The sequence below is a fragment of the Hwangdonia lutea genome, from assembly GCF_032814565.1.
Classification (GTDB): domain Bacteria; phylum Bacteroidota; class Bacteroidia; order Flavobacteriales; family Flavobacteriaceae; genus Hwangdonia; species Hwangdonia lutea.
In genome coordinates this window covers 3577655-3603306 of the sequence record NZ_CP136521.1, presented here as the reverse complement: position 1 = coordinate 3603306, position 25652 = coordinate 3577655, and the positions used below count along the sequence as shown (strand labels likewise).

The following is a 25652-nucleotide window of genomic DNA, read 5'->3' as shown; positions in this document are numbered from 1 at the left end:
CCCTTTGCTAAAACGGCTAAGGGGATTTTGTTATTTAAAACGCTAAAAATGAATGATTTACATGTTTGTTTCGTGTTTTTTTTGTATCTTAAGTGGCAGATTATTTTTATTCATTTTTATTATGGGCCAGCCAATAAAAATTGTAGCACTACCAACAAATACACGTGCACAGCACGGCACAGGGTTAAGACTTCAAAGGGATACCTATAGATTAAACCATGTTGCAAACGGACACGAATTCATACCTACTTTTACATCAATAAATGACTTATGGACAAAAATACGAGCTATATGTGAGCGGAATGCACCAGACGTAGATTGTGTTACAGTATTGGAAATAAGCGCTCATGGATCACCTGATTATATCGACGGCATTAGTGACGAATTTGGCAATGATAACACAGATGCTTTTGGGCTCCTAGTAAAACAAAACAAAGATATATTATGTGATGAAGTCCACATGTATTGCTCTGGTTGTAACACAGGTATTGATTTTGGCCCTTGGGATTCTATTGCTAAAAATATATGTGATGATATTCCATTCGATGCAACAACATTCCCATATCATGTTAGTGTGTATGGCACCAAAGGCTATATGTACCAAGGGACTTCGAAAATGATGGGTAATGAAAAGGTGATTGCAGAAGGAAAAAATGGGAATAAAGTAACACATCCCAGTTATTGGAATGGCGAAGATGCCAATGGGAATAATGTTTGGAACAAATTTGATAACTGGTAATCATGAAAGTTTTTTTAGAAAAAAATGGGAATCGCATAGAACTTAAACCACACATGGTTCAGCTTTTTTATAAGGAATTGAAAAGAGCCACTAATTTATGCAGCACTATTTTTAGATCTGAAAAGGGATATTTAGAACGAGTAACTGCCGATTTGAAGGTTATTCTCGAACGGACTCCCAGAAATATCCAAGAATATTTTATCCATTCACGGGCAGTGCTTTACAATCCTAAAAAAGACCGAAGCTATCAGTTTTATTTTGGTTTTTTACTTATTGAGTGGTACAAAGATGCTACAACCCCTAATCCTTAAAGTAAAACTTAGTTGCTAAATAGTAAAAAACCCGAAACACTATAATAAGTATTTCGGGTTTTTTGTATAATTTTTAAAAAGAGTTAGTGCTTTCTCTTTTTATGCTTTTTTACTTTACCATTCTGTTTGTAATAGTAATAGTGGTCATCATCATCATCATCATAAATATCATCATCGTACCAATCGTCGTCGTAATCATAATCCCTGTCCCTATGGTTGTGGTCCATATTACAACCACTAGCTCCACAAATATTACAACTGTTGCTAAAACGGTTTACTTGTCCTCGAGTATAAACTATTTCTCCCCAATGGTTGTATTTTACCTTTAAACCACCAACTTGGGTTAAGGTGCCATTACGTTTATAGCTCATGTAAATAGAGCCCACGCGTTTAAGCTTACCGTATCTGTCGTAGTTTAAATACAAATTACCAATCCGTCTTACTTTTCCGTCTCTATCATGAGAGATTGAAACACCTCTATTTCGATATCTTTTAGATGTGTATTTAAAACGTTTCCCTGGTGCGCCGTAAGTTATGTTTATACTACGTCTTTTAGAGCCCCGTGTTTTATAATACGAATCGTTGTAAAAAGCATCTCCGTAATTGGTGTTAAAATCAAAACTTCCGTCGGGAAAAACCAAAAACTCAATACCGCGTTCAACAAACATAATAGGTTGAGCGAAACGATAGCGTTTTGTTATATCCAACTTGGTTTTTTGTTTTTGGTGGTTTAGCTCTGTTGCTGATACAGGTGCCAATCCTATTAACATCACTGTAAATAATAGTACTAATCTTTTCATAATCATATAGGATTAAATTTATGCCTACTCTTTAGCTTTTCGGCTTACGCTATTGCTTTGTAGTTTTCAATTAATGTGCCAAAATTGTAAGTCGTTAATTATTAATAGTTTACTGCTGCGTGTTTTGTTGTTGCTTTTTTTTTACTTTTATAAAAACCAATCATTTCAATGGAAAAACAATGCGAAACGTGTAAAAACTGCGAGGAAAGTTTTGAAGTAGGATTTGAGTATTGCCCACATTGCGGACAAAAAGCAAAAGATGAGCTCACCCTTGGTGTTTTGTTCTACAACACGATAACCAACTATTTTTCGTTTGATGCACGTTTTTTTAAAAGCTTTTTACCGCTTCTGTTTAAACCCGGGTATTTGGCAAGTAAATTTATTGAAGGGAAACGGTTGCTGTATTTACACCCAGCACAACTCTATTTATTTATTTCGGTGGTGTTTTTCTTTTTGTTGACTGTAATTGTGGTTAGGGATTCGGTTGCAGAACTGGATACAGCATTAAAGAAAACCTTAGAAAACCCATTAATTTCCGATAGCACAAAAGTTCAGGCGCAAAAGGCAATTGATTCTATAAAACTCGATAGTATTTTAATGCCTTTAAAGAAAAAAGGATTAACTGGAATAGATGAAAATCAAGTGAAAATAATAGATTCTTTAATAAAAAAAGAAGCGAATGGTAAAAAGAATTATGGAACATCATTTGATTTTAATACCAAAAAAGTAGATTCGTTAATAGCTGCTAACGCTGCCAACGATACTATTTTTAAGGCTATGGGAATGAGTGATGATGCGGGCGCCATTAAAAGAAAATTTTACGAGCAAAGCTTAAAGTTTTATAAACAGCGCAATGGCGGACAAATAATGCAAGCAGCCATTGATACAATACCAATTTCACTGTTTGTTCTGTTGCCTATTTTCGCATTAATTTTAAAGCTACTGTTTTTTAATCGAGGTGTTTATGCACATCACTTGGTATTTAGTTTTTATTTCTTTTCGTTTTTGTTTACGGTGTTTAGCATATTGCTCATTATTAATTATTTATGGGATTTGCCCGATTGGATAGATTTTTTAATCACACTTTCAACCTATTTTTATCTCTTATTGGCCATAAAGCATTTTTATAAACAGGGCTGGTTTTTAAGCCTTTTTAAATCGGGATTGGCCACTTTTATTTATTTAATGATGGTAATTCCTGTTGCTATGGTTATTATAATTTTCGTTGGGTTTCTGTTTTATTAAGGTCTTTTAATTTTTTACAAAGATGATGTTTGAGGACAATTTTGATTGATGTGTTTTTTATTAAATGTCTGATATTTAGTATATTGTATTATATTAATCCTAAAACATTTAATTATGAAAAATTTTACCAACCTCATTTCATTTTGTTTTATCACCTTGTTTTTAGTTTCCTGCGGTACACGAGCTGCTTATCTTGCCCGTCAAGAAAGTAGTAGTTTTTCATCATCTGGAATTTCGTTAGCGCCTACGGCTTCAAAATCAGCTCATACAAGTAAGGCCGCTGCTGCTGCGAATAGCGCCTTATTACGGGCTTCCAACACAACGTCGACTTCGGGTTTTCTTATTGGTATTTATTTTACCGATTTGTCTTTAAGTGAAGATTTTGAGCTTCAACCGGAAATAGACTTTCTATTGGTTAAGGATTTGAATGAAATTCAAGCACCTATTTTAGTAAAGTATAATGTTGCAGATGCCTTTAGCCTTTTAGCAGGTCCGAACTTAGGTTTTCTGTTAGATGCTCCAAATGGATTGAAATCTTTTAATTTTGGAATTGATTTTGGTGCAGCCTATGATATTGGTGAAAAATTCAATGTGAATGCACGCTACGATTTGGGCTTAACGAACTTGTTGAAAAATCCGGGAGGAAACTCAGTGAAACTACGAGGGATACAAGTAGGTGTAGGGTATAAGTTTTAATATTTTTTAAATTTTCAAAGAAAGAAAGTGCTTGTTTCAAATGAGTACTTTTCTTTTTTATTATAGTTTATCTTTTAAATATTTAGCAGTTTCAGAAGTCTTAATTTTTATAACCTCTTCGGGCGTACCTGCGGCAACTAAATTCCCTCCGGTTTCGCCGCCACTTGGTCCTAAATCAATGATATGATCAGCACACTTAATAAGTTCTAAATTATGCTCAACAACAATGATAGAATGTCCTTTTTCAATCAAAGCATTAAAAGATTTTAAAAGTTTTTGAATATCATGAAAATGCAATCCTGTTGTGGGTTCATCAAAAATAAAAAGGGCTTTTTCCTTTGTATTTCCCTTGCCTAAAAACGATGCGAGCTTTATACGCTGTGCTTCGCCACCGGACAGTGTGGAAGAGCTTTGTCCTAAAGTAACATAGCCTAAACCAACATCCTGTAAAGGTTTTAATTTAGTTGTAATTTTTGTTTGCTTATTGGTTTCAAAAAATGCAACGGCATCATCAATGGTTAGGTTTAAAATATCGTCGATACTTTTATCGGCAAAGGTAACCTCTAAAACCTCTTTTTTAAAACGTTTGCCTTTACAGGTTTCGCATTCCAGATGCACATCTGCCATAAATTGCATTTCAATGGTTACTTCACCTTCACCTTTACAAGTCTCACAGCGTCCGCCATCTACGTTAAACGAAAAGTGTTTTGGTTGATAGTTGCGTATATTACTTAATTTCTGTTTGGAGTATAAAGCGCGAATATCATCGTAGGCCTTAATATAGGTTACGGGATTTGATCGTGAGGAGCGTCCAATTGGATTTTGATCCACAAATTCAATATGGCTAATGTTGCTAAAATGGCCGTCTAAAGCTGTAAACTGACCGGGTTTATCGCCAAAATCAGTCAATTTTTTTTGTAAAGCTGGGTATAAAATCTTTTTAACCAAAGTGCTTTTTCCGCTACCGGAAACGCCTGTGATAACCGTTAGCATACCTAATGGAAAACGAACATCGATATTTTTTAAGTTGTTTTCGCGGGCTCCAATAATATCGACGTAATATTTTGAGGTTCTGCGTGTTTTTGGAACCTCAATTTTTAGTGTGTCGTTCAGATATTGAGCCGTTAAGGAATCCGATTCTAAAATATCACTATAAGTACCATGTGCCACCACATGACCACCAAAAGTACCTGCTTCGGGACCAATATCAATAATGCTATCGGCGGCTTTCATAATATCCTCATCGTGTTCTACTACAATAACCGTGTTGCCTAAATCGCGCAGTTGTTTTAAAACTAAAATTAAACGTTCGGTGTCTTTTGGATGCAAGCCAATACTGGGTTCGTCTAAAATATACATCGATCCAACCAAACTGCTGCCCAACGATGTCGCGAGATTGATGCGCTGGCTTTCGCCACCAGAAAGTGTGTTCGATTTTCTGTTTAAAGTTAAATAATCCAATCCGACATTTGAAAGGAACAACAACCTGTTATTAATTTCCTTTAAAAGCCTTTTGGCTATTTGTGTATCGTAATCATTTAGCTCTAATTGCTTAAAAAAGCTTGCCAACTTATCCAAAGGCATTTCAACCAAATCGGTAATAGTCGCACCCGCAATTTTTACATAATTGGCTTCAATTCGTAAGCGTTTGCCGTTACAGGTTTTACATTTTGTTTTTCCGCGGTAACGCGAAAGCATCACACGGTTTTGAATTTTATAAGCTTTAGATTCCAGTTCGGCAAAAAATGAATTCAAACCTTCGAAGTGTTGGTTGCCCGTCCAAATAAGTTGTTTTTGGGCATCGCTTAACTCAAAATACGGTTTGTGGATAGGAAAATCAAACTTATGCGAATTGTTTACCAACTGATCTCTGTACCAACTCATGCTTTCACCACGCCAAGGAAAAATGGCATTTTCATAAACCGATAATCCCGTGTTTGGAATAACCAAATCGTCATCAATACCAATAATATCGCCATAGCCTTCGCATTTTGGGCAAGCGCCGTACGGATTATTAAAGCTGAATAAATGTACATTGGGCTCTAAAAAAGTAATGCCATCTAATTCAAATATGTTGCTGAATTCCCGTTGCCCGTTATCAGCAAGCGTTTCCACAATACAGGTTCCTTGGCCCTCAAAAAAAGCGGTTTGAATGGCATCGGCCAATCGATTAAAAAAATCTTCCTCGTTTCTAATTATAATTCTGTCGACAACTAAAAAGATGTTTTCTTTATCGGTAACATCTTTTGCTTCATCAATTCTAATAACGGTATTGTTGATTTTAATTCTGGCATAGCCTTGTTGGTTTAAGGCTTTGAGTTTATCGTCCATTGTACGGCCCTCTTCCAAATGAATAGGGGCGAGGAGCAGTAATTTTTCGCCTTCAGAAAATGTTTTCAAGTACTTTAAAACATCAGAAACGGTATCTTTTTTAACTTCATTTCCAGAAACCGGCGAATAGGTTTTTCCGATTCTGGCGAATAAAAGTTTTAAATAATCGTAAATCTCGGTCGTGGTGCCAACGGTTGATCGAGGGTTGGTAGAATTCACTTTTTGCTCAATGGCAATGGCCGGTGCAATACCTTTTATGTAATCTACTTTGGGTTTGTTTAGTCTGCCCAAAAATTGACGCGCATAACTCGATAAACTTTCCACATAGCGTCTTTGTCCTTCCGCGTAAAGCGTATCAAAAGCTAAACTGGATTTTCCCGAACCAGATAATCCCGTAATAACCACTAATTTGTTTCTTGGGATAATAACATCGATATTTTTTAGGTTATGCAGTTTTGCACCTTTTATAATGATGTTTTGTTTTGGGTTTACTTCAGAAATATTAGGAATCATAAGCTTTTAAAAGGATAATTTTGCAAAGATACTATAAGTAAATCAGCTTAAAAAATAGATTATTGTTTAAAGAATTGTTAAAAAAAATAGATTTTTTTTGTTTTTTAGGAACGATTGTTGTTATATTTGATTTATCAATTAAAAAACAACTCTCGCCTATAGCATAACATTACTTTTAAAAACTTAACCCCAAGCAATGAGGCATTTGCTTCGATGCAACAAAAGTAATGATTATGAAATACAAACTTATTTCTGATGCTACATTAGTTAGTAGTTATATTCAAGGCGATGAAGGTGCTTTAGAAATCCTCATCACCAGGCACAAGCAAAAAATCTACAGTTTTATTTATTCAAAAGTTTACGATAGGGATGTGGCCGAAGATATTTTTCAGGACACATTTATTAAGGTGATACGAACGCTTAAACGTGGGGCTTACAACGAAGAAGGGAAGTTTTTACCTTGGGTGATGCGTATTTCGCATAATCTGGTTATCGACTTTTTTAGAAAGAACAACCGTATGCCAAAGTTTGATAACAGTGGCGATTTTAGCATTTTTTCCGTGCTAAGCGATACGAGTTTAAACGCAGAAAAAACCATAATTAAAGAACAGGTTGAACACGATGTAAGACGATTGGTTGACGAGCTGCCAGAAGACCAGAAAGAAGTACTAATGATGCGTATTTACAACGATATGAGCTTTAAGGAAATCTCTGAAAGAACAGGTGTAAGCATTAACACCGCATTGGGGCGTATGCGCTATGCGCTAATTAATTTGCGTAAAATAATAGACAAACATAATATAGTTTTAACCAATTAGCACAATAAAGTAAGTTTTGTGACGTTAGCCTAATAAATAACCTTTAATTTATTGAAATGGCAAAACTTTACACTGAAAATTCTATTAAAAATTTTAACGATCTAGAACCGAAGGAAGAAACGGTTAATTTTCTTCTAAATTATTCCAAGGCTTTAAGTGTTATAAATTGTAATAATAATTGGAAGTTTGAAGCGCTTCTAAATTAAGTTTAATGGAAAAGTCCTGATTTTTTTAATCAGGACTTTTTTTGCTTGTAGTACTCGTTTATAACGCTTTTTCTACCGATTGTTTTTGTGATAATATCCTTCTCCAAATCCCAGCCTCGTGCCGGAGAATATTCGCGACCGTACCAAATAATCTGTAAATGCAAATCGTTCCATAACTCTTTTGGGAATAAGCGCTTAGCATCTTTTTCTGTTTGCACCACGTTTTTACCATTGCTTAAATTCCATCGGTACATTAATCGGTGAATATGGGTGTCTACAGGAAATGCAGGCACGCCAAACGCTTGAGACATCACTACGCTTGCTGTTTTATGGCCAACGGCCGGAAGCTCTTCCAAAGCCTCAAAACTTTTTGGGACTTTACCATCGTGTTTTTCAATTAAAATCTTAGACAATCCATGGATGCCCTTGCTTTTCATTGGCGAAAGCCCAACGGGTTTTATAATATCGCGAATTTCCTCAACCGAAAGTTTCACCATATCGTACGGATTATCCGCTATCTCAAAAAGTAATGGCGTAATTTTATTAACTCTTACGTCGGTGCTTTGTGCAGACAATAATACTGCAATAAGAAGGGTGTATGGGTCTTTATGGTCTAAGGGCACAGGGATTTCGGGGTAAAGTTTATATAATGTATTAATAATAAAGTTCACTTTTTCTTTCTTGGTCATAAGTCGTATTTTTGCTTAAAAATCAAAGTTAAGATTATGAATACATTAAAACAAGGTGATGCTGTGCCTAATTTTTCAGCTAAAGATGAACAGGGAAACACCGTTTCATTAAATGATTATAAAGGAAAAAAACTCATCGTGTTTTTTTACCCACGGGCAAACACACCAGGGTGTACGGCAGAAGCGTGTAATTTGAGGGATAATTATGAGGTTTTAAAAGAAAAAGGTTATGAGTTATTAGGCGTAAGCGCTGATTCTGCACGAAAACAATCTAACTTTAAAAAGAAATACGATTTTCCGTTTCCGTTGTTGGCCGATGAGGATAAAACCGTAATTAACGCTTTTGGTGTTTGGGGACCAAAAAAGTTTATGGGCAGGGAGTTTGATGGCATTCACCGAAAAACGTTTATTGTTAATGAAAAAGGCATTGTTGAGCGTGTTATTGATAAAGTAAAAACTAAAGACCACGCCGCTCAAATATTAGAATAAGCACCAAAAAAGCTGTCTAAAAAGCAACTATCCAATATCAATGCCGAAACTTCGAGACTGATATTTAGAGTGGATTTAGACTTTTTAGACAGCCTTTTTTATAGTTTACTAAAAACTAAACTACTATTTTTTTACCGCTCTTTTTTTTATGCGAATAGGTTTTAATGGCTTACGGGTGTAGCCAAACAGCCTATAATCTTTAATTAAATCTGCTGTACCTTCAGGTAGCATATCTTCCCAACCTCGCTCTCCTGCTTCAATTTTTTGGAGAATTTCCCTGGAAAAAATACTCATAATGCTTTCGTCGTATTCTTCAATGTCAATAACCTTTCCGTTATATTTAAAGAATTTATACAACTCTTTCATTCGAGGATAAACTTTTAAGTTTTTACTATTTATAAGTTCACCGGTTTCCGGATCGAGCATAGGGTATAAATACACCTTTAAATCCTTAAAGAACAATTTGCCAAAAGCTTCAAGAATGCCACCGCTTAAATGGCGGTAGTACTTTTCGTCAAAAATATCAATCAAATTATTAACGCCCATGGCAAGCCCCATTCTTGCTTTGGTGTAACTTGAAAAATACTCAACCACTTTATAATATTCTTGGAAATTGGAAATCATTACCGATTGTCCGAGCGAGCATAATAAATCGGCCCTGTCCATAAAATCCTGTTCGTCTATTTCGCCTTCTGCTCGCAAGTTGGATAAAGTGATTTCAAATACAACTTCTGTTTTGTTTTCATCAACTTTATTTTCTTTAATAAACATATCGTATGATTTCTCATACATGGCCATGTTAACCTTGGTCACTGGCCTGAAACTGCCTCGTAAAGCCAGTATGTTTTTTTTGTAAAGCACTCTAGCCGGAAGTACGTTGTTGCCATCAGGTCCAAACATTACGGCATCGGTCATCCCATTCTTTACCAACTGCAAACTCATCAATCTATTATCTACATCCTTAAAAACAGGGCCAGAAAAGTTAATCGTATCAATTTCCAATTGATCTTGATCTAAATGATCGTATAAATAACGTAGTAATTTTTTGGGTTCGTTGTATTTATAAAAAGCACCGTAAATAAGATTTGTGCCTAAAACACCAAGGGTTTCCTGTTGTAATCGTGCATCGGTTTCTTTAAAACGAACATGCAATATAATCTCATTATAATCGGCATCGGCTTCAACTTGATACTTAATTCCCACCCAGCCGTGGCCCTTGAATTTTTTTGAAAAATCTATGGTAGCAACAGTATTGGCATAGGTAAAAAATATTTTGTTGGGGTGTTTTTCCCTGGTAATACGCTTTTCCATAAGGTTCATTTCATGGGTAAGCATCTTGCGTAAGCGAGCTTCGGTTACATAGCGTCTATCATCCTCTATTCCATAAATGGCATCACTAAAATCTTTATCGTAGGCCGACATTGCTTTTGCAATCGTACCCGATGCGCCGCCAGCTCTAAAAAAATGACGGCAAGTTTCTTGGCCCGCGCCAATTTCAGCAAAGGTGCCGTAAATATTTTCGTTTAAATTAATTCGTAATGCTTTAGATTTTAACGACGGAATATCATCAAATTCCTTATCACCTTTTATGGTAATTTCCATAGTTTTTTTTTGAGTTGTTGCTAATAGTTACAAAGGTATCAAATAACTATAGCTTACAAAAAAATAAGTTTATTTTTGTGATTAAATATTGCATTTTTGAAAATTACATTTCTAGGTACAGGTACATCTCAAGGCATTCCGGTTATTGGAAGCAAACACCCTGTCTGCTTAAGTGATAACCCTAAAGATAAACGGCTTAGGGTGTCGGCTTTAGTAGAATGGGATAATTTTGCCTATGTGATAGATTGCGGGCCGGATTTTAGGCAACAAATGCTGCGCAGTAAATGCGAAAAAATCGATGGTATTTTATTTACACACGAACATGCCGATCATGTTGCGGGGCTAGATGATATCCGACCGCTGTGTTATATGAATGGCGATATGAATATTTATGCCCACCAACGTGTTATTGCATCCATAAAAAACCGTTTCGATTACATTTTTAAAACCGAAAACAAATATCCCGGTGCACCAACGGTTATAGCAAATAGAATTGAAAATAAACCGTTCTATTTATCTGGAATTGAAGTAACACCTATAAACGTGAACCATTATTTTGTTCAGGTTTTTGGCTATAGGTTCAAGGATTTTGCTTATTTAACGGATGTAAAAACGGTTGAAGAGAAAGAAATCGAAAAACTGAAGAACCTTAAGGTTTTGGTGGTAAATGCACTAAGAATAACACCACATATTTCTCATTTTAATTTAGAAGAAGCTTTGCAATTTGTTGAAAAAGTGAAACCCGAAAAAACCTATTTCACACACATAAGCCATTTGTTGGGTTTTCATGACGAGGTGCAACAAAAGCTGCCAAAAAATGTTTTTCTAGCCTATGATGGCTTACAAATAACCCTTTAAAAAAAGTATAGAATGAAGCAGAAAATTTTTATGTATTTGTTTGTGTTTTCAATATTGTTGGTACTGTTTCAGTATGTTAACTCGAAACGTATTTTTGAAGACATGAACAATAAAATGGAAACCTATAAATCAAAATCCATAAAGTATAAAGATTCCATAGCGGTTTTACAGGACGATATTTTAAATCTCTCGCATTTTAATTTATATAGAAATGAAGATGCCATTAGTTATTTTGAAAATGATGGCTATAATGTAGATGAATTAATTCCCTTTATAAAAGACGAACTTTACAAATTAAACGAAACCAGTGGCGAGCACCCCATTGTGCCTTATGCGGCAAGTGAGGGCAGAAGAATGATGATTAATACAGTAAAGATGCTAAACCATAAATGGATTATTGCCGATTTTTCTGATGGTGAATTTTGGGGCGAAATATTTTTGACTTATGAAATAACGGCGGATAAGCAGCTAAAGTTCAATTTGGTGGAATCGTTTTTATATTCTTTTGATAGATAATTACTTTGTTCTGTAAGCGATACCTTTTTGTTTTTTTGTTTCGCCAACATACGAATATTCAAAGGTGTACGATGAATCGGTTGTAGTTAAAATTTTTAAGTGCACATCCTTTCGTTCGGCCATGTTTTTAGGGTTTATGGTTTTAAAAATAACCTCGCAGTCGTTTATCCATCGTAATTTAGAAGAATCTATTTTTTTATTGTACGTTTCAATTTGTAAATCTTCACTTCTTTTAAAAGTAGATGTGTACAACACATCGTTTATAGTAACTTCGCTGTAAAACTCCCCCGTTTTATAGGCTTTACAATCTCTTGAAGTTTCGTAACAGCTCATTAAGCTAAACAACAATACAAAACAGAATAAACGCATAACATATCTTTTTCGGCAAAGCTACTAAACAAAGTATTTATATGCGACATTTTAAGGCAAAATTGCTATTCGTTTTTAAAGTTTTCAAAACTACCGTCCGCATAAAAAATAACAATTCGCTCAATTTTTTTACCAGTCTTATTTTCAGACTTTAATGTTTCTTCAATTTTTAAATCTTGAGGTTTCGTATTTGAGGTGGTTATAGCTTTATTTGAAGGAAATTCGCCTTTGCCATTAAGCAGCCAATACAATTCAACCTCCGGAAAGGAGGAAAGCACTTTTAAAACAAAGTCTAAACTTGGTTTGTTCCTGCCCGATAAAATGTGCGAAATGCTAGATCGTTGTACACCAATTTTTTCGGCGAAAGAGGAAGCCGATTCACCGTAATAATCTATTACTTTTTGGAGTCGTTTTATAAAAGCTTCATTGTTTATCATTGTAAACACGGATTTTGAACAGATTGTGTTACAAATGTAACAATATAATTTTAATATTCGTGTTTATATCATGAAATAAGTCGTTTTATATTAAATTAATAGTTTATATAATTAAGTGTAATAAACTGAAAATAAATAATAAAGTTATTATTATTAAAAGTTTAATAAAATTATTGACTTCTAAATCATTTAAGACTATGTTTTAGTTAACCTATGTAAACAAAAACATTAAAAACTAGTGTTTACAAATGTAAATTAGTAAATGTTTACATTTGTATATTAAATAATTTCAATGAACGTAGCATATCTTAAATCACTGTTTTTAACGCACAAAGAAAGTAGTCTCCACCATCGTTATATTACCAATCTTAAAATTGAACCTTTATTAAATGACTTAGAAAAAAAAATAGATGTACATACCCTTGGAAAATCGGTTTTAGGAAAACCTATTTATGCATTAAAAATCGGCAAAGGCGAAAAAAGAATATTAATGTGGTCGCAAATGCACGGAAACGAGTCGACCACAACTAAAGCATTATTCGACCTTTTAAATACGCTTTTAGATAAAAACACGGCTCTTAATTCTATTTTAAAAGCATGTACTTTATACATCATTCCCATTTTAAATCCAGATGGCGCTGAAGCCTACACTCGGGTGAATGCAAATGCGGTAGACTTGAATAGAGATGCCCAAGACTTGTCGCAACCAGAAAGTAAGGTTTTAAGAGGTGTTTTTAATCATTTTAAGCCACACTTTTGTTATAATCTACATGGACAACGTACCATTTTTAGCGCTGGAAAAACAAATAAATCGGCTACGGTTTCTTTTTTAGCGCCGGCACAGGATAAAAATTGTACCATAACGGCAAACCGAAAGATTGCCATGGAGGTAATTGGCGTTATGAACAAAGTGCTTCAAAACATTATACCCAATCAAGTTGGGGTTTACGATGATGCCTTTAATTTGAACTGTGTAGGCGATACATTTCAGAGTGAAAATGTACCCACTATTTTGTTTGAAGCTGGACATTTTAAGGGTGATTATGCTCGGGAAATAACCCGTGAGTATATTTATATGACTATGTTGAAATCGCTGGAGTATATTGCCAATAATAAGGTTGATGGCAGCTTATATAAACCTTATTTTGATATTCCTGAAAACGAAAAATGTTTTTTTGATGTTATTATCCGAAATGCCAAAACAAGTGACAATAGAGTAGAGGATATTGCAATTATGTATCACGAAAAATTAATTGACGGTAAAATTGAGTTTATACCAAAAATTGAAAAAATTGAAAAATTAACGGGCTTTTATGGACATAAAGAGTTTGATGCCAATAATTTGGTTGTATTGGATTTGCAAGGTGAGGGCGTAAAAGTTGGTAACGAAAACGATTTCGTAATGATAGATAATAGCAAAATTGCTTTATTTTGACAATATAAAGCAAAAATGATATGTGTTTTTTGATGAAAATGTATTAATTTTGCTTTTTATTTAAGAATAATTAATTATGGGGAAAATTAAATTAGACGAAATCGACCACCAAATTCTTGATATGTTAATCGATAATACAAGAATTCCGTTTACAGACATTGCAAAAAAACTATTAATCTCTGCAGGTACAGTGCATGTACGTGTTAAAAAAATGGAAGAATCCGGTATCATTCGAGGTTCATCCTTAACCTTAGATTATAAAAAACTAGGATATTCTTTTATCGCCTATGTTGGCGTATTTTTGAATAACACCTCTCAAACAAAATTTGTGTTGGAACGTATCAATAACATTCCTTTTGTAACGGTAGCACATATTACTACTGGAAAATTTAATATATTTTGTAAAATTAGAGCTAGAAGCACAGAGCACGCTAAAGAAGTTATTTTTATGCTAGACGATATTGAAGGGGTTTACAGAACAGAAACCATGATATCGCTTGAAGAAAGCCTAAACGACAAAAAGCGTTTGATGCACTCTATTTTTAATGAGCTGTAGTTTACTTTTAAAAAAATAGATATAGAAAAAGCCCTTTAAAATGGGCTTTTTTAATGTCTAATATTTGATTTCTGAACTTAGAATAATCCTATTAATGTTACTTGTATAGCTATTTAGGCATTTCAAAGAAATTTTTTGATTTAGTATGTAAGTTTCGTCATTTTTATAACAGTCTTTTGATTTTTCGAATTTTACCAACCAATTTGACTCGCCCATATGGTATTTAATTCTTTAGAATTCTTTATTTTTTTACCAATAGTTTTTTTCCTCTATTGGATAATTTTCAAAAAAAGTTTAAAATCACAAAATTGGCTATTGCTTTTTGCCAGCTATTTATTTTATGGCTGGTGGGATTGGAGATTTCTTTCATTAATATTACTCAGTACAATAGTGGATTATTTTGTTGGGTTAAAAATTCATAACAATGAAAAAAAATCTATTCGAAAAGCATGGTTATGGGTAACGGTTATTTTCAATGTTGGGCTTTTAGGCTTTTTTAAATACTTCAATTTTTTTGTAGATTCATGGGTTGATATGTTCGCAATGTTTGGGTATAACATGCAAAGTACTTGGACATTACGTGTCATCTTACCCATAGGGATATCATTTTACACCTTCCAAACCATGTCGTATTCGTTCGACATTTATTATGAAAAACTAAAGCCTACAAGAGATTTTTTGTCATTTGCTGCCTTTGTTAGTTTTTTTCCACAATTAGTGGCAGGACCCATCGAGCGCGCCTCAAACTTATTATCGCAAATTACCCATAAAAGAACTTTTAGTTACCACCAATCTGTTAGTGGTCTCAAATTGATATTGTGGGGGCTGTTTAAAAAAGTTGTAATAGCAGATTCACTTGGGCCAATGGTTGACGATATTTTTGCCAATTACCATGATTATCCGGCATCAACGCTTATTTTGGGTGTTACACTTTTTAGTTTTCAAGTTTATGGCGATTTTAGTGGTTATTCTGATATTGCAATAGGTACCGCTAAACTTTTTGGAATAGAATTGATGTCTAATTTTAAATTCCCTAATTTCTCAAGAAATGTTGCAGAATATTGGCAGCGGTGGCACGTTTCACTCTCTACGTGGTTTAGGCATTATGTTTATATACCTTTAGGCGGATCGCGTGTTAGTAAGCTTAAATCGGTTAGAAATATCATAATTATTTTTCTGGTTAGTGGCTTTTGGCATGGTGCAAATTGGACCTTTATTTTTTGGGGTGCATTTCACGCATTGGCATTTATTCCTGTTTTCTTGTTGGGCAGAAATACCATTTATAAAAACAGTGTAGTTGGAGAAAACTCCTTTTTTCCTTCGCTGAAAGAAATTGGTCAAGTAATTTTAACCTTTGGAATTGTAACGTTCTCAAGAATATTTTTTAGATCAGAATCTATCACCGATGCTTTTGCCTTTATAAGAAGAATATTCTCTGATTTTAGTTATGAAGCGTACCATCACCCCATGGGTTACAGAATGATAGACTACTATATTTTAATAGCGGTTTTTTTAGTATATGAATATAGGATGAGAAAAGATGAGCGTTCACCCTTTAAATTCAAATCTAAAGTGGTTAGGTTTGTTGCCTACGCTATAGTGATTTTATTGATGATGTTATTTTATGATGATGGCGTAGATAGGTCATTTATCTACTTTCAATTTTGATTTTGCTGCTTTCGTTTAAAAGATGTTGTAATTTAAGTTTTTTTAAAACAAATCTTAAGTAGAAATCCCAATCAATTAAGAAGAAACAAATTAATCTATATTGCCGAAATGAAATACCCATTAAAGAGCCAATTGACAGATGGAAAATAATGGCAGATATAAGGTATATATTTCTATATTTTGTGTTTATAAACACTATAAATGCAAGTAATTCAAACAATACTGAGCCAATGGATAGGCCGACAACCAGAAATTTATTGCGCGCTATATATTCGGCAATATCATTTAGTTTCTTTTTTGTTTGAAAGTTGCCATAAGTATGAGCTATAAAACCAAATTCATCCTTCCATTTTTCATTTTCTTTAATTTTACTATCACCAATAATTAATTGAGATTCGTTAGCATCATAATTTTTAGTTCTTTCCTTTAAATAAAACCCTAAAGTTGAGCCATCCAACCATGAGACACCATGGCCATACCTGAGCTTTGAAACGCCGGCGGAAAAGTAAGTAATAGCTACCAAAGCCAAAATTAAATTCAAGCCCCACTTTGGATTGCTTGCTAAGTCTAAAATCTTCATTTTGCGTTTATAATAAAATTGCAATAAGAGATAATCAATAGACAATGTCATAGATCCCGGTACAAGTGCTAGGGCAAAAATAACCTGACTGGGTAATGAGGCGTGGTGATCGAAAACACCAATGCCCTCGCCAACTCCAAAAACGTAAAAACATGAAAGGGCAAGAATAAGTAAATTTAACCTACCCAGAATACCTAACGCCGCACCAAAGGCTGAAATTATAATCAAAAATTTAACCGTTGTATAAAGGTTTGTATCAAGTACTAAAAACACATCGGGTAAAAGGCTGGTAAACCAAGTTTTTGATAGAGCATACTGTAGATTGTTTTCTAATTGAAAAATAGCATTAAGACGTTCCAACACATATTTACCCATTACTATTGATAGTAAAAACCTTAAAATACTTAAAGGTTGTGCTAATATAGACCTTAAAAAACCTATTAGTTTAATTGCTATTTTCATAAAACGTATGGTATTTTTTATCGCTATAATCAAAATAGCCAATAGGTTTAAAGTCTGTGATGATGTTTCTGTTTTGGTCTACATTTTTAACAGATAAATTGATTTGGTCAAAAGAAAGGTTGTATTCACTTAAAATAAATGTGGAAAAATGATTGAAAAATGTGTCCATTCTATATTGAAAGTCGGATTTACTTTCTGATAATTTACTATCAAATGGCGATATGGCGTGTGTTGAGCCGTAAACTTTACTAAAAAAATGTCTTATAAAAAGATCTTCGGATTTGCCGTAAAACTCTGTTAAATTGGTTTTTGTAGAATCGTTTACACCTTCAAACTTTAACAAGTATAAATTGGTGTTGTCATCAATATAATGCCCAAACATAGGGGCGCAAGTGTAGGGAAAGGTTTCAATACCAATAATAGCGACAAAAATATTTGGCACTAATATTAATGTAGCAACAATGTTAAAATATATCTTTTTTTCAAATAATTTACTTGTCATTATTACAGCAAAAACAATTTTTAGGTTTATAATATCCGCGTCTGTGCAAATAATCAATTGCTTTAATAATAAACATTTCCCGTTTTGAGTATCCAAAGTTGCTTATGCTAATAGACGTGTCTAACGACTGAACATAATGCCACCATTTTGATGGTACATGAAGTACATCTCCAGGCTCTAATGTAATACTTGAAAATTTCACATCTTTAAATTTAGGAAATTTAATCTCATCAAAATTATTTATGTCGACTTGACTAGCTACAGCACCATTGATGTATTTATCGCTCGGGTACATTTTCTTATTAAATTTAGTAGAACTAAGTATAAACATTTTTTTTCCCTTTATTTGGGCGTACATGTTTTTACCTGTATCATTATGAAATCCCGACACTGTATTTGAGGGGCCAATCCAAGCTGTGACATCATTTATTTTATTATAGGTTTCAAAAAAAGAAAAATCAATGGCATTTTTTAAATGTGGGTAATAATTAAAAATGTTTAGCGTGGTTAAGTAGTCTTTGAAAGATTCTTTATTAGCATCAGCCGTTTTTAATTTTTTAATGTAATCTTTAAATGATGCCTTTGTGTATCGGTTATCATCTTGTATAAAATTTCCAGAAAGTAAAAGAATATCCTTGTCTTCTTTTAAATTTAACAAAAATTCTAAATCCCAATTTTTGGTTGCTCCCCAATCTTTAGCAAGCCCTTTAAAAACAACTGGTTTTTTATTGTAATATTTTTTTTTAAAGGTTGAAGAATCAAATGATGTGCACTCTTCAATGGGCATGCTTTGAGATAAAATTTCGTTTAAAATATTCATTTCTCGATTGTGTTTTTTTTAGTTTCTAATTTTTTATTTAAATAGTCAACAATACTGTTGGCAATTAAATTTCTACCGTGGTTGTTCCAATGCATATCGTAGATTAAAGTAGTGGGTTTGTCCGATTGCTTGAATGCCTTACCAAAATCTACATAATTATAGCCCATTTTATCGCAATAATCTAAAAAATATGTACTTGTTTTATCTTTATCAAGAAGAAAACTAGTTTTAGTTTTGTCAAAACCATACGTATCAACTAACGATTGAAGATTCACTAAATATTTTTTGGCATCAGCTTCAGAAACCGGGTCATCACTATATGTTTCTGGTATAATTCCAAAGAACTTATCCCTTAATCTTAAAATTGGTTCAAAAACACCAATGCCTTCGGCATAGGTAGTTAATTTAATTTTGTCTCTAATTTTAAACGAGAAAGAATTTTGTAAATCTACCCGCCACTGATTTGGAGTATATTTTCCTCGTTTTAAATCGTTATTGAATTTAATATAAATAAAAATATAATCAATGTTTTCAAAATGTGATTGATAAGCTTGAATGAGGTGTAATTGATCGGCCAAATCGTAGCCCGAGTGCCCATATTCAAAAACATTTACCGCGTTTTTTAGTTTGGTTTCTATTTTTTTTCCAATTGACTTATAATAATCTTGATGAAAGCCTTCTATAAATGAGTCGCCAATAAGTGCAATATCTGTTGTGCTATTAGTAGGGTTGTATTCTTTGTATGAATTAAACCCACTGTCATTAATATTGTATTTTATATAATTCATCCGCCTGTTGCCAGTAACGTAGTACCCTTGTTGTTTTGGCAAATATGTTTTTACATTAAACTCATTAATATAATAAGTTGGATATTCAAAATACAGATGAAAAACGCGTACGCAAACCTCTAAGAATACCAAGATTAGTATAAAATATAAAATCATTTTACCAATTAATAATTTCATTTTTTTAACGCATAAAAGTTTAGTTGTAAGATAAATATAATTACAATTTGTAAGTATTAAATTAATAATCGTTTAAATACATTCTTTTTGCTTTTAATAGGGGATTTTCGATAAGTAAACATTTTAATTTATTAAAAATTTGAGGTTTGAAATTTTGAATAAAAACAGGGCTGCTTATAAAACAACGACTTTTTGAGATACGGATTTACCGCTAAATACATACTCTTTAAAGGGTACTATTTCATAAATTTTTAAATTGTTAACATGTTCTTTGTTTATAAAAAGGAAATCGAACATAGCCTTTTTAATACCCACAACTTTCGGGCTGTTTATATTTAAAGATTCTAGATTGTTTGCGTTATCAAATTGAATGGGCTCAGTAGTGTAGGTGATATCCTTAAAGGTGCCTTTGTGCTTATAAAAATAGCATTTTAAATTTTTAATAAGCTCATCAACATGTATTGATTTAAAGAAGTTTTTAAGCTTGAGTTTTAAAATTGAAATAGTGGCAACAACGTTAGATTTTACATCGTTTTTCGGGTAAACAACATGGTGTGCAAACGAATAAATATAATTGCTCCATCTTCGTTTATACTCCAAATAACCATATTCTAAATCCATAAGATCGTAGTTTTCGGTCACCGCCCATTCCAACAATTTATAAATGGAAATATTGCCCAATGAAAACTTTGCATAATCAATATTGTATGACGGAATGGCTATAAAAAGGATATTGTTAAAATGATAGTTAAGCGATATTTGCACAGGAATATTATCGTGGTATATAACAAATAAAGAAGCTTTATTAGAGTTGATGTTTTTAAATGCTGTTGCTTGATAAAACTCCCAATTTTCAAGCATTTTGTTGGATTCTTCACGCTGGTTAAACCTTTTGGTGAGCATGGTGTGCAACGCACTCATTAATGTGTTATATTCTGTTTTATCAATGTTGCCATAAAACATTTTGTAGCTTACATTAAAACATGCTTCAAACCTATTTACAAATCGTCTTGTATTGCTTCTAAAGCTTTTACTAAATTCATTTTTAAAAAAATCACTGAACCCTTTATTTTCATTGATTTGTATAGCGTATCCAATAATTTTTTTTTGGGGTATTATTTTTAGTTTATTAAGCTCAGGATTTCTATATATGGGTTTTAAGTAGGATGGAAACAAATCAAAAGTGTATACTTTTTTTAATGCGTTAGCATTATTTGTAGGATTAGCATTATAAATCTCGTAATTATTATGAGCAAGAAATAATTTTTCATAGATATCAAACACGAAGTGTTTTTTTGATAGTGTATTGTAAAAATCATGTGTAGTGAATAAACCCATTTTGTAATTTAATCGATTATAATTTTTTGTATGCTTTTTTTCCCACTTATAATAAAACTGGTGCTATCTAATTTATAAACCTCAATATCATTAATATGATTTTGATGCGCAAATGTAAAATCTATTATTGCTTTTTTTACGAGGTTATCTTCTATATTTTGATATTCAATTTTAGTTAATCTTAATTTCTTAAAGGCTTCGATATTAATTTTTTCATATTTAACTGATGTTTGAAGGCTTGTATCTTTCTTGTTTTTATTGAAAATATGTGCTTTAATTTTTCTGTAAATATAAATCACATTCAATACTTTTAAAGTGTTTTTTAACTGCACTTTAAAAACTTGCAGATTACCAAAAATAAAGGCTAAAAATGACGATGTGTTATAAACTATATAATAATTGTAATTATAAGTCAAATTACTCCAAATCCGTTTATAGTCTAAGGCCCCATTTCCCATATCAAAAATAGAGTAATTGTTATTAATGCTCCATTCTAATAATTTATAAACGATGGTGTTACCTAAGCCAAATTTTGAATAATCGATATTATAAGCAATAATATGACCGATAAAAACCTTGTTAATGTGGTAATTAAGAGATACGCCAATAATCTCATCGGCCGAATAAAGTACAAACAATGAAGCTTCCTTTTTTTTGATTTGTGATAGTGTTGTTCTGAGATACGAATCCCATTTGCCCAAAGCTTCGTTAGTGTTATTTCGTTCGGTAAACCTGCGCTCAATCATGCTCTTTAATTGAGGCATTATAACATTGTATTCGGCTTCAGAAATGTCACCATAAAACATCTTGTAGTGTATATTAAAACACAATTCTAAACGCTTAATTTTCTTTTTAATAGGGCCACGAGTACTAGATTTAAGGGTGTTTGCCAAATATGTGTCGACATCTTTAAAGCCATTTATCAGAATAGCAAATCCATCAAGTTTTTTTTGTTGAATCTTTTTTACTCTAACGTTTTGGGCTTGTTTTATTTCAGGGTAAAGGTACTGCGGAAATAAACTAATGAAATTTACTGTGGCCTCATCATTTTTTTTCTCTGTCTTTTCTAAACTGTAAAACAATGCATTATTGTGTTTATAAAATAGTCTAGAGAATACAGTTGAAATTTTATCTTTTTGAAAAAAGGTGTTATAAAAATCTACTTTGTTTAAAAGCGCCATAAATAAGTTTTTAATTTTCTTTATTGATTAAAGAAGCTTTTAATTTTTTTAATCGAACAACCAATAGTTTTTGACTTTATAAAATTTTTAAAATTAATTTTATAGATTTCCAATAGAGCAATGGCTTTTGTTTTAAGCGATTTTTTTTTATAAAACAAATGGTATTCTACGTTATAAAACACATTGCACCATATTTTTTTATTATCAAAAACACCAATACCCAAATCTATAAAATCAAACTTATTGTCGATGCACCAGTTTAAGCGTAAGTGGTTATTTATGTGTCCAAGTCCATACTTACTGTAGTTTGCGTTATAAGCGTGTAATTCACCAAAAAAAATACTGTTGTTTATGTGCCTATTTAATGATATGCTTATAGGCTTATCTTCGTCATAAACTACAATTAATGATGATTTTTTATGATTTATTAATTCGTGCAAATCTTTAACATTATTATCCCATTCCGCCATAAAAACATGCTTAACATTCTTGGTTTTAAATCTCTTTTCTATCATTTCGCGGAGGGCATCAAGTAAAAAATCACACCTCTCCTTAGATATCCTTCCATAGTAACAAACGTACCTTACATTACAAGAATCTTTAAGTCCAGTAAAATATTTTCGTAAATTTTTTCTAAACTTATTATTGGTATGCTTGTCCAAATATGATTCTACGGTGTAATTTTCATCCAGTAATATACCAGCACCCGAAATACCATGATGTATTATTTTTTTTGAGTGGTACGCGGGTTCATTTACAATTTTAAAATCTAAAAAAGTAGGGAATAGGCTTACATAAATAACATCGCTTAATTGGTTTGGTTTAAATGCTTTTTTATTCAGAAACGATTTATTATTTACATAAATATACTTATAACAGCCTGGTACTATTGCTTTACCATTTTGAAGAAAATCATATATAAATTGTTCTTTTCTTAATTGTGTCATTTCACATTGTAAACCTTAATTTTTGGTGTAGGTTAATTTTATTGAACACTTTTCACCTTTTATATAAAAAATATTATCCTGGATTTTCGCCTTAAAAATAGACATATTATCTATGTGATTGTTATTGGAGTAAATAAAATCGTTAATGGGTTTTCTCATAAACAAATAATCTTCTTTTTTAAAGTTTATGAGGTTGAGACTTTTAACATCTTCATTTGACAAGTGGTTGATTTTGATAGTTTCAAATTTAAAAGTATCCAATGGTTCTTCCTTTGGAATCCCTTTAAAAAACTGTTTGAAATTTTTGTAATAAACATTTACTTTTTTAGAAAGCAAATAATTTATTAATTGGTATTTATAATGAATAAAGACAGCATATAATTTTCCAAACCATACATTTTCTGAATGTATTACATGGTTGTTGAAACTATATCTTTTATTGTTCCAGATTTGTTTATGACTAAAATTTCCGTAGCCCAAATCAATAAGTACGTAATGATTTAAAATAGCCCACTCTATAAGCTTGTAAATCATAAGATTGCCAAGGCTGTATTTGTAAAAATCTATATTATATGAAGCAATCGCACTATATATTACTTTTCCCTGATGATAATTTAAGGTTATTGCAACGGGTTCATTATCACTAAAAATTACAAGTAAAGATGCCTTTTTGCTATTTATAAGTTGAAGTGTGTTTTGTACATAATGTTCCCAATTTTCCAGTACAGGGTTTCTGTCGTTACGCTCTTTAAACCTTTTTTTTAGCATTTCGTGTAAAGCGTGCATTAGCGCATAATATTCTTCGTTGCTTATAGCGCCATAAAAAAATGCATAGTTAATATTGTAACAATTTTCAAGTTTGTTTTTTGTACGATTAAAGTTTTTTCTAATACTCGTTTTAAATTCCGATTTAAGGTAGTTATCCACCGAATTATATCCCATTAAATTTACAGCATAACCATATTTTTGAAATATTTCTTTGCAATTATATCCATCTTTAACTTCTAGCTCAAAATAGTTAGGAACCAACTCAAAAGCATATAGTCTTGAGGCTGGTAGTGTTTTAGTACCGGGGCTACAAAATGCATACTCATTATCTTTTAGTTTGATTTTTTCATAGATAGATGGAATAGCATTTTCTTCAAAAATATCTGAGTAAAAATTTGATTTACAAATGTTTTTCAACGCCATATATTTAATCTATTTAATAATTATAAGCTTTTGAATCTTATTCTTTCCCTTTATAATATAGCTATTGTCTTCATTATGCAATTTATAAATCAATACGTTGTTTTTCAACTCCGGGTTAGCGTGTAAAAAATCGTAAAATGGTTTCCTTAAAAATGCATAAGTTTTGGTTTCAATATCTATTTTTTTTAGGTTAAGCGTTTTAAAATCTAAAACTTTAATAATTTTTGATTCAATTTTTATAGGGTTTACCTCATTGCTTTTACTATCATTTGTTGGGCTTGGTATAAACCTATTTAAAAAAAAGAGCAACTTATTGTTTGGGTGTTTGTAGTAATACCTGAAAACATGAAATTTTATTTTTAGATAGCCATACATTAGCACCCCCAAAAGATTACTGACAACCGATTTTTTTTCTACAATTAAATCATGCTTTAAATCATAGTGACTATTGCACCATTTAAATTTGTATTTTGATGCACCCATGGCCAAGTCAAAAATTTTAAAACCTTTGTTGATATTCCATTCCAATTGTTTGTATAAGTCAATGCTTCCGAGGCTAAATTTTGCATAATCTATATCGTAGCTGGCAAATTTATTCTTTGTTATTTTATTAAAATGATAACTAAAACAAATATTGATAGGCTTGTCATTGTCATAAATCACAAAAACAGAGGCTTTTTTCTCTAAAATTAAAGAATACAAATTGTCATTAATTAAATCCCACTGAGCAAGAATAAAATGATTTTTATTTATTTGTTCAAACCTTCGCTTTATAAAGGTGCGCGCCGTTTTTAATAAAAAATCATAGTGCTCTTTGTTTATTTCTCCAAAATAAAATTTATACTCAATATTAAAACAAGTCTCGACCCGTTTTAAAGCAGACCGCATTTGCTTTCTTTTTCTAGAGTTAAATTGTTTTGCCGTATAATCTTCAATGGTAGTAAACTTGCTAATGTCCACCAGTAAGCCTTTATCTATTTCTGGAAGTGTTATTTTACGATAGGTATTGGTATTATCTAACAATAAGTCCAGATAAGGAGGAATATTGTAAACGCGATGTAACTTATTCTCACTTAACACTTTAGCGCTTTCAAATTCCTTAAAAATCAAATCTTTAACACCATCGTTATATAGAATTGCAGTATAAAAATCAGGTAGTTTTCTGTTTTCAAAAAAATTAAAGCTGTGATGTCCAACATTAAGTATTTTTTTTATCATTAATATTTTAATTGAAAACTAAGTAGTAATTTTTTGGTAAAATAACGTTAAAAAATAAAAGTTGCTTTTAAATTTTAAAGGTAATTATTATAAAGTTTAGTGTTACTCTTTAATAGATAAAAAGTAATAATAATTGACCAAGTGAGGTTATAAAAAGTAAAAATTTTCCT

Annotated in this window: 26 protein-coding genes; 11 read left to right on the top strand and 15 right to left on the bottom strand. The window is 32.1% G+C overall.

Annotated elements, in window-relative coordinates; translation table 11 throughout:
- Positions 1–121: 121 nt before the first annotated feature.
- Positions 122–739 (top strand): hypothetical protein, encoded by a 618-nt coding sequence (locus tag RNZ46_RS15535; protein ID WP_316983086.1) that lies wholly within the window; start codon positions 122–124, stop codon positions 737–739.
- Between the two features lie 2 nt (positions 740–741).
- Positions 742–1050 (top strand): hypothetical protein, encoded by a 309-nt coding sequence (locus RNZ46_RS15530; RefSeq protein ID WP_316983085.1) that lies wholly within the window; start codon positions 742–744, stop codon positions 1048–1050.
- Positions 1051–1133: 83 nt separating this feature from the next.
- Here the strand turns inward: RNZ46_RS15530 and RNZ46_RS15525 are convergent, their stop codons facing one another.
- Positions 1134–1850 carry a hypothetical protein gene (locus RNZ46_RS15525; protein ID WP_316983084.1) on the bottom strand — a complete coding sequence of 239 codons (717 nt, stop codon included), beginning with the start codon at positions 1848–1850 and terminating at the stop codon, positions 1134–1136.
- Between the two features lie 168 nt (positions 1851–2018).
- Between RNZ46_RS15525 and RNZ46_RS15520 the strand changes: the two genes are divergently transcribed.
- Together RNZ46_RS15520 and RNZ46_RS15515 are read left to right on the top strand one after the other, a co-directional pair.
- Positions 2019–3095, top strand: coding sequence for a DUF3667 domain-containing protein (locus tag RNZ46_RS15520; RefSeq protein ID WP_316983083.1), 1077 nt, complete (start codon positions 2019–2021; stop codon positions 3093–3095).
- Between the two features lie 114 nt (positions 3096–3209).
- A complete protein-coding gene (locus RNZ46_RS15515) occupies positions 3210–3791 on the top strand; it encodes an outer membrane beta-barrel protein (protein ID WP_316983082.1) in 582 nt (193 codons plus the stop codon).
- A 60-nt stretch (positions 3792–3851) separates the two neighbouring features.
- Here RNZ46_RS15515 and uvrA read toward each other — a convergent pair whose 3' ends face one another.
- Positions 3852–6635, bottom strand: coding sequence for an excinuclease ABC subunit UvrA (uvrA, locus tag RNZ46_RS15510; RefSeq protein WP_316983081.1), 2784 nt, complete (start codon positions 6633–6635; stop codon positions 3852–3854).
- A gap of 233 nt (positions 6636–6868) precedes the next feature.
- On the opposite strand from uvrA, the gene RNZ46_RS15505 reads away from it, so the two are divergent.
- Positions 6869–7453: an RNA polymerase sigma factor gene (locus tag RNZ46_RS15505; protein ID WP_316983080.1), complete on the top strand. Its 585-nt coding sequence runs from the start codon at positions 6869–6871 to the stop codon at positions 7451–7453.
- A 235-nt stretch (positions 7454–7688) separates the two neighbouring features.
- Here the strand turns inward: RNZ46_RS15505 and RNZ46_RS15500 are convergent, their stop codons facing one another.
- Positions 7689–8348 carry an endonuclease III domain-containing protein gene (locus RNZ46_RS15500; RefSeq protein WP_316983079.1) on the bottom strand — a complete coding sequence of 220 codons (660 nt, stop codon included), beginning with the start codon at positions 8346–8348 and terminating at the stop codon, positions 7689–7691.
- A 36-nt stretch (positions 8349–8384) separates the two neighbouring features.
- On the opposite strand from RNZ46_RS15500, the gene bcp reads away from it, so the two are divergent.
- Positions 8385–8837 carry a thioredoxin-dependent thiol peroxidase gene (gene bcp, locus RNZ46_RS15495; protein ID WP_316983078.1) on the top strand — a complete coding sequence of 151 codons (453 nt, stop codon included), beginning with the start codon at positions 8385–8387 and terminating at the stop codon, positions 8835–8837.
- A gap of 123 nt (positions 8838–8960) precedes the next feature.
- On the opposite strand, the gene RNZ46_RS15490 is transcribed toward bcp, so the two are convergent.
- Entirely contained in the window at positions 8961–10439 is a 1479-nt protein-coding gene (locus tag RNZ46_RS15490) for a TonB-dependent receptor (RefSeq protein WP_316983077.1), read from the bottom strand.
- A 96-nt stretch (positions 10440–10535) separates the two neighbouring features.
- Here RNZ46_RS15490 and RNZ46_RS15485 point away from each other — a divergent pair, with 96 nt between their 5' ends.
- On the top strand, positions 10536–11297 hold the full coding sequence (locus RNZ46_RS15485; RefSeq protein ID WP_316983076.1) for an MBL fold metallo-hydrolase: 762 nt from the start codon (positions 10536–10538) through the stop codon (positions 11295–11297).
- A gap of 12 nt (positions 11298–11309) precedes the next feature.
- The gene (locus RNZ46_RS15480; RefSeq protein ID WP_316983075.1) at positions 11310–11813 is read left to right on the top strand and encodes a hydrolase; all 504 of its coding nucleotides are present in this window, start codon (positions 11310–11312) and stop codon (positions 11811–11813) included.
- On the opposite strand, the gene RNZ46_RS15475 is transcribed toward RNZ46_RS15480, so the two are convergent.
- A complete protein-coding gene (locus tag RNZ46_RS15475) occupies positions 11814–12182 on the bottom strand; it encodes a DNA topoisomerase IV (RefSeq protein WP_316983074.1) in 369 nt (122 codons plus the stop codon). It lies immediately after the preceding gene.
- A 65-nt stretch (positions 12183–12247) separates the two neighbouring features.
- Entirely contained in the window at positions 12248–12619 is a 372-nt protein-coding gene (locus RNZ46_RS15470; RefSeq protein ID WP_316983073.1) for a helix-turn-helix domain-containing protein, read from the bottom strand.
- Positions 12620–12911: 292 nt separating this feature from the next.
- Between RNZ46_RS15470 and RNZ46_RS15465 the strand changes: the two genes are divergently transcribed.
- From RNZ46_RS15465 to RNZ46_RS15455, 3 genes are all read left to right on the top strand, one after another.
- A complete protein-coding gene (locus RNZ46_RS15465; protein ID WP_316983072.1) occupies positions 12912–14054 on the top strand; it encodes a M14 family zinc carboxypeptidase in 1143 nt (380 codons plus the stop codon).
- 76 nt (positions 14055–14130) lie between these two features.
- A complete protein-coding gene (locus RNZ46_RS15460) occupies positions 14131–14610 on the top strand; it encodes an Lrp/AsnC family transcriptional regulator (RefSeq protein ID WP_311938443.1) in 480 nt (159 codons plus the stop codon).
- Between the two features lie 315 nt (positions 14611–14925).
- Positions 14926–16278 carry an MBOAT family O-acyltransferase gene (locus tag RNZ46_RS15455; RefSeq protein ID WP_316983071.1) on the top strand — a complete coding sequence of 451 codons (1353 nt, stop codon included), beginning with the start codon at positions 14926–14928 and terminating at the stop codon, positions 16276–16278.
- On the opposite strand, the gene RNZ46_RS15450 is transcribed toward RNZ46_RS15455, so the two are convergent.
- The 9 genes from RNZ46_RS15450 to RNZ46_RS15410 form a co-directional block, all read right to left on the bottom strand.
- The gene (locus tag RNZ46_RS15450) at positions 16259–17320 is read right to left on the bottom strand and encodes an HTTM domain-containing protein (RefSeq protein WP_316983070.1); all 1062 of its coding nucleotides are present in this window, start codon (positions 17318–17320) and stop codon (positions 16259–16261) included. The genes RNZ46_RS15455 and RNZ46_RS15450 overlap by 20 nt on opposite strands.
- Positions 17304–17822: a hypothetical protein gene (locus RNZ46_RS15445; RefSeq protein WP_316983069.1), complete on the bottom strand. Its 519-nt coding sequence runs from the start codon at positions 17820–17822 to the stop codon at positions 17304–17306. The genes RNZ46_RS15450 and RNZ46_RS15445 overlap by 17 nt, the downstream gene beginning before the upstream one ends.
- Complete coding sequence (locus RNZ46_RS15440; protein WP_316983068.1) at positions 17812–18642, bottom strand: cupin-like domain-containing protein; 831 nt, start codon at positions 18640–18642, stop codon at positions 17812–17814. The genes RNZ46_RS15445 and RNZ46_RS15440 overlap by 11 nt, the downstream gene beginning before the upstream one ends.
- Positions 18639–19607, bottom strand: a complete 969-nt coding sequence (locus tag RNZ46_RS15435) for an SGNH/GDSL hydrolase family protein (RefSeq protein WP_316983067.1) — start codon at positions 19605–19607, stop codon at positions 18639–18641. Before RNZ46_RS15435 ends, RNZ46_RS15440 begins: the two co-directional genes overlap by 4 nt.
- Before the next feature lie 174 nt (positions 19608–19781).
- Positions 19782–20945: a GNAT family N-acetyltransferase gene (locus RNZ46_RS15430; RefSeq protein WP_316983066.1), complete on the bottom strand. Its 1164-nt coding sequence runs from the start codon at positions 20943–20945 to the stop codon at positions 19782–19784.
- Between the two features lie 8 nt (positions 20946–20953).
- The gene (locus RNZ46_RS15425) at positions 20954–22126 is read right to left on the bottom strand and encodes a GNAT family N-acetyltransferase (RefSeq protein ID WP_316983065.1); all 1173 of its coding nucleotides are present in this window, start codon (positions 22124–22126) and stop codon (positions 20954–20956) included.
- A gap of 20 nt (positions 22127–22146) precedes the next feature.
- Positions 22147–23073 carry a GNAT family N-acetyltransferase gene (locus RNZ46_RS15420; RefSeq protein ID WP_316983064.1) on the bottom strand — a complete coding sequence of 309 codons (927 nt, stop codon included), beginning with the start codon at positions 23071–23073 and terminating at the stop codon, positions 22147–22149.
- Between the two features lie 15 nt (positions 23074–23088).
- The gene (locus tag RNZ46_RS15415) at positions 23089–24264 is read right to left on the bottom strand and encodes a GNAT family N-acetyltransferase (protein ID WP_316983063.1); all 1176 of its coding nucleotides are present in this window, start codon (positions 24262–24264) and stop codon (positions 23089–23091) included.
- 9 nt (positions 24265–24273) lie between these two features.
- Complete coding sequence (locus tag RNZ46_RS15410) at positions 24274–25482, bottom strand: GNAT family N-acetyltransferase (protein ID WP_316983062.1); 1209 nt, start codon at positions 25480–25482, stop codon at positions 24274–24276.
- Positions 25483–25652 lie beyond the last annotated feature (170 nt).

Coding starts and splice junctions, on each gene's coding strand:
- RNZ46_RS15535 (WP_316983086.1), top strand. CDS start 122: ATGGGCCAGCCAATAAAAATTGTAGCACTACCAACAAATACACGTGCA.
- RNZ46_RS15530 (WP_316983085.1), top strand. CDS start 742: ATGAAAGTTTTTTTAGAAAAAAATGGGAATCGCATAGAACTTAAACCA.
- RNZ46_RS15525 (WP_316983084.1), bottom strand. CDS start 1,850: ATGAAAAGATTAGTACTATTATTTACAGTGATGTTAATAGGATTGGCA.
- RNZ46_RS15520 (WP_316983083.1), top strand. CDS start 2,019: ATGGAAAAACAATGCGAAACGTGTAAAAACTGCGAGGAAAGTTTTGAA.
- RNZ46_RS15515 (WP_316983082.1), top strand. CDS start 3,210: ATGAAAAATTTTACCAACCTCATTTCATTTTGTTTTATCACCTTGTTT.
- uvrA (WP_316983081.1), bottom strand. CDS start 6,635: ATGATTCCTAATATTTCTGAAGTAAACCCAAAACAAAACATCATTATA.
- RNZ46_RS15505 (WP_316983080.1), top strand. CDS start 6,869: ATGAAATACAAACTTATTTCTGATGCTACATTAGTTAGTAGTTATATT.
- RNZ46_RS15500 (WP_316983079.1), bottom strand. CDS start 8,348: ATGACCAAGAAAGAAAAAGTGAACTTTATTATTAATACATTATATAAA.
- bcp (WP_316983078.1), top strand. CDS start 8,385: ATGAATACATTAAAACAAGGTGATGCTGTGCCTAATTTTTCAGCTAAA.
- RNZ46_RS15490 (WP_316983077.1), bottom strand. CDS start 10,439: ATGGAAATTACCATAAAAGGTGATAAGGAATTTGATGATATTCCGTCG.
- RNZ46_RS15480 (WP_316983075.1), top strand. CDS start 11,310: ATGAAGCAGAAAATTTTTATGTATTTGTTTGTGTTTTCAATATTGTTG.
- RNZ46_RS15475 (WP_316983074.1), bottom strand. CDS start 12,182: ATGCGTTTATTCTGTTTTGTATTGTTGTTTAGCTTAATGAGCTGTTAC.
- RNZ46_RS15470 (WP_316983073.1), bottom strand. CDS start 12,619: ATGATAAACAATGAAGCTTTTATAAAACGACTCCAAAAAGTAATAGAT.
- RNZ46_RS15465 (WP_316983072.1), top strand. CDS start 12,912: ATGAACGTAGCATATCTTAAATCACTGTTTTTAACGCACAAAGAAAGT.
- RNZ46_RS15460 (WP_311938443.1), top strand. CDS start 14,131: ATGGGGAAAATTAAATTAGACGAAATCGACCACCAAATTCTTGATATG.
- RNZ46_RS15450 (WP_316983070.1), bottom strand. CDS start 17,320: ATGAAAATAGCAATTAAACTAATAGGTTTTTTAAGGTCTATATTAGCA.
- RNZ46_RS15445 (WP_316983069.1), bottom strand. CDS start 17,822: ATGACAAGTAAATTATTTGAAAAAAAGATATATTTTAACATTGTTGCT.
- RNZ46_RS15440 (WP_316983068.1), bottom strand. CDS start 18,642: ATGAATATTTTAAACGAAATTTTATCTCAAAGCATGCCCATTGAAGAG.
- RNZ46_RS15435 (WP_316983067.1), bottom strand. CDS start 19,607: ATGAAATTATTAATTGGTAAAATGATTTTATATTTTATACTAATCTTG.
- RNZ46_RS15430 (WP_316983066.1), bottom strand. CDS start 20,945: ATGGGTTTATTCACTACACATGATTTTTACAATACACTATCAAAAAAA.
- RNZ46_RS15425 (WP_316983065.1), bottom strand. CDS start 22,126: ATGGCGCTTTTAAACAAAGTAGATTTTTATAACACCTTTTTTCAAAAA.
- RNZ46_RS15420 (WP_316983064.1), bottom strand. CDS start 23,073: ATGACACAATTAAGAAAAGAACAATTTATATATGATTTTCTTCAAAAT.
- RNZ46_RS15415 (WP_316983063.1), bottom strand. CDS start 24,264: ATGGCGTTGAAAAACATTTGTAAATCAAATTTTTACTCAGATATTTTT.
- RNZ46_RS15410 (WP_316983062.1), bottom strand. CDS start 25,482: ATGATAAAAAAAATACTTAATGTTGGACATCACAGCTTTAATTTTTTT.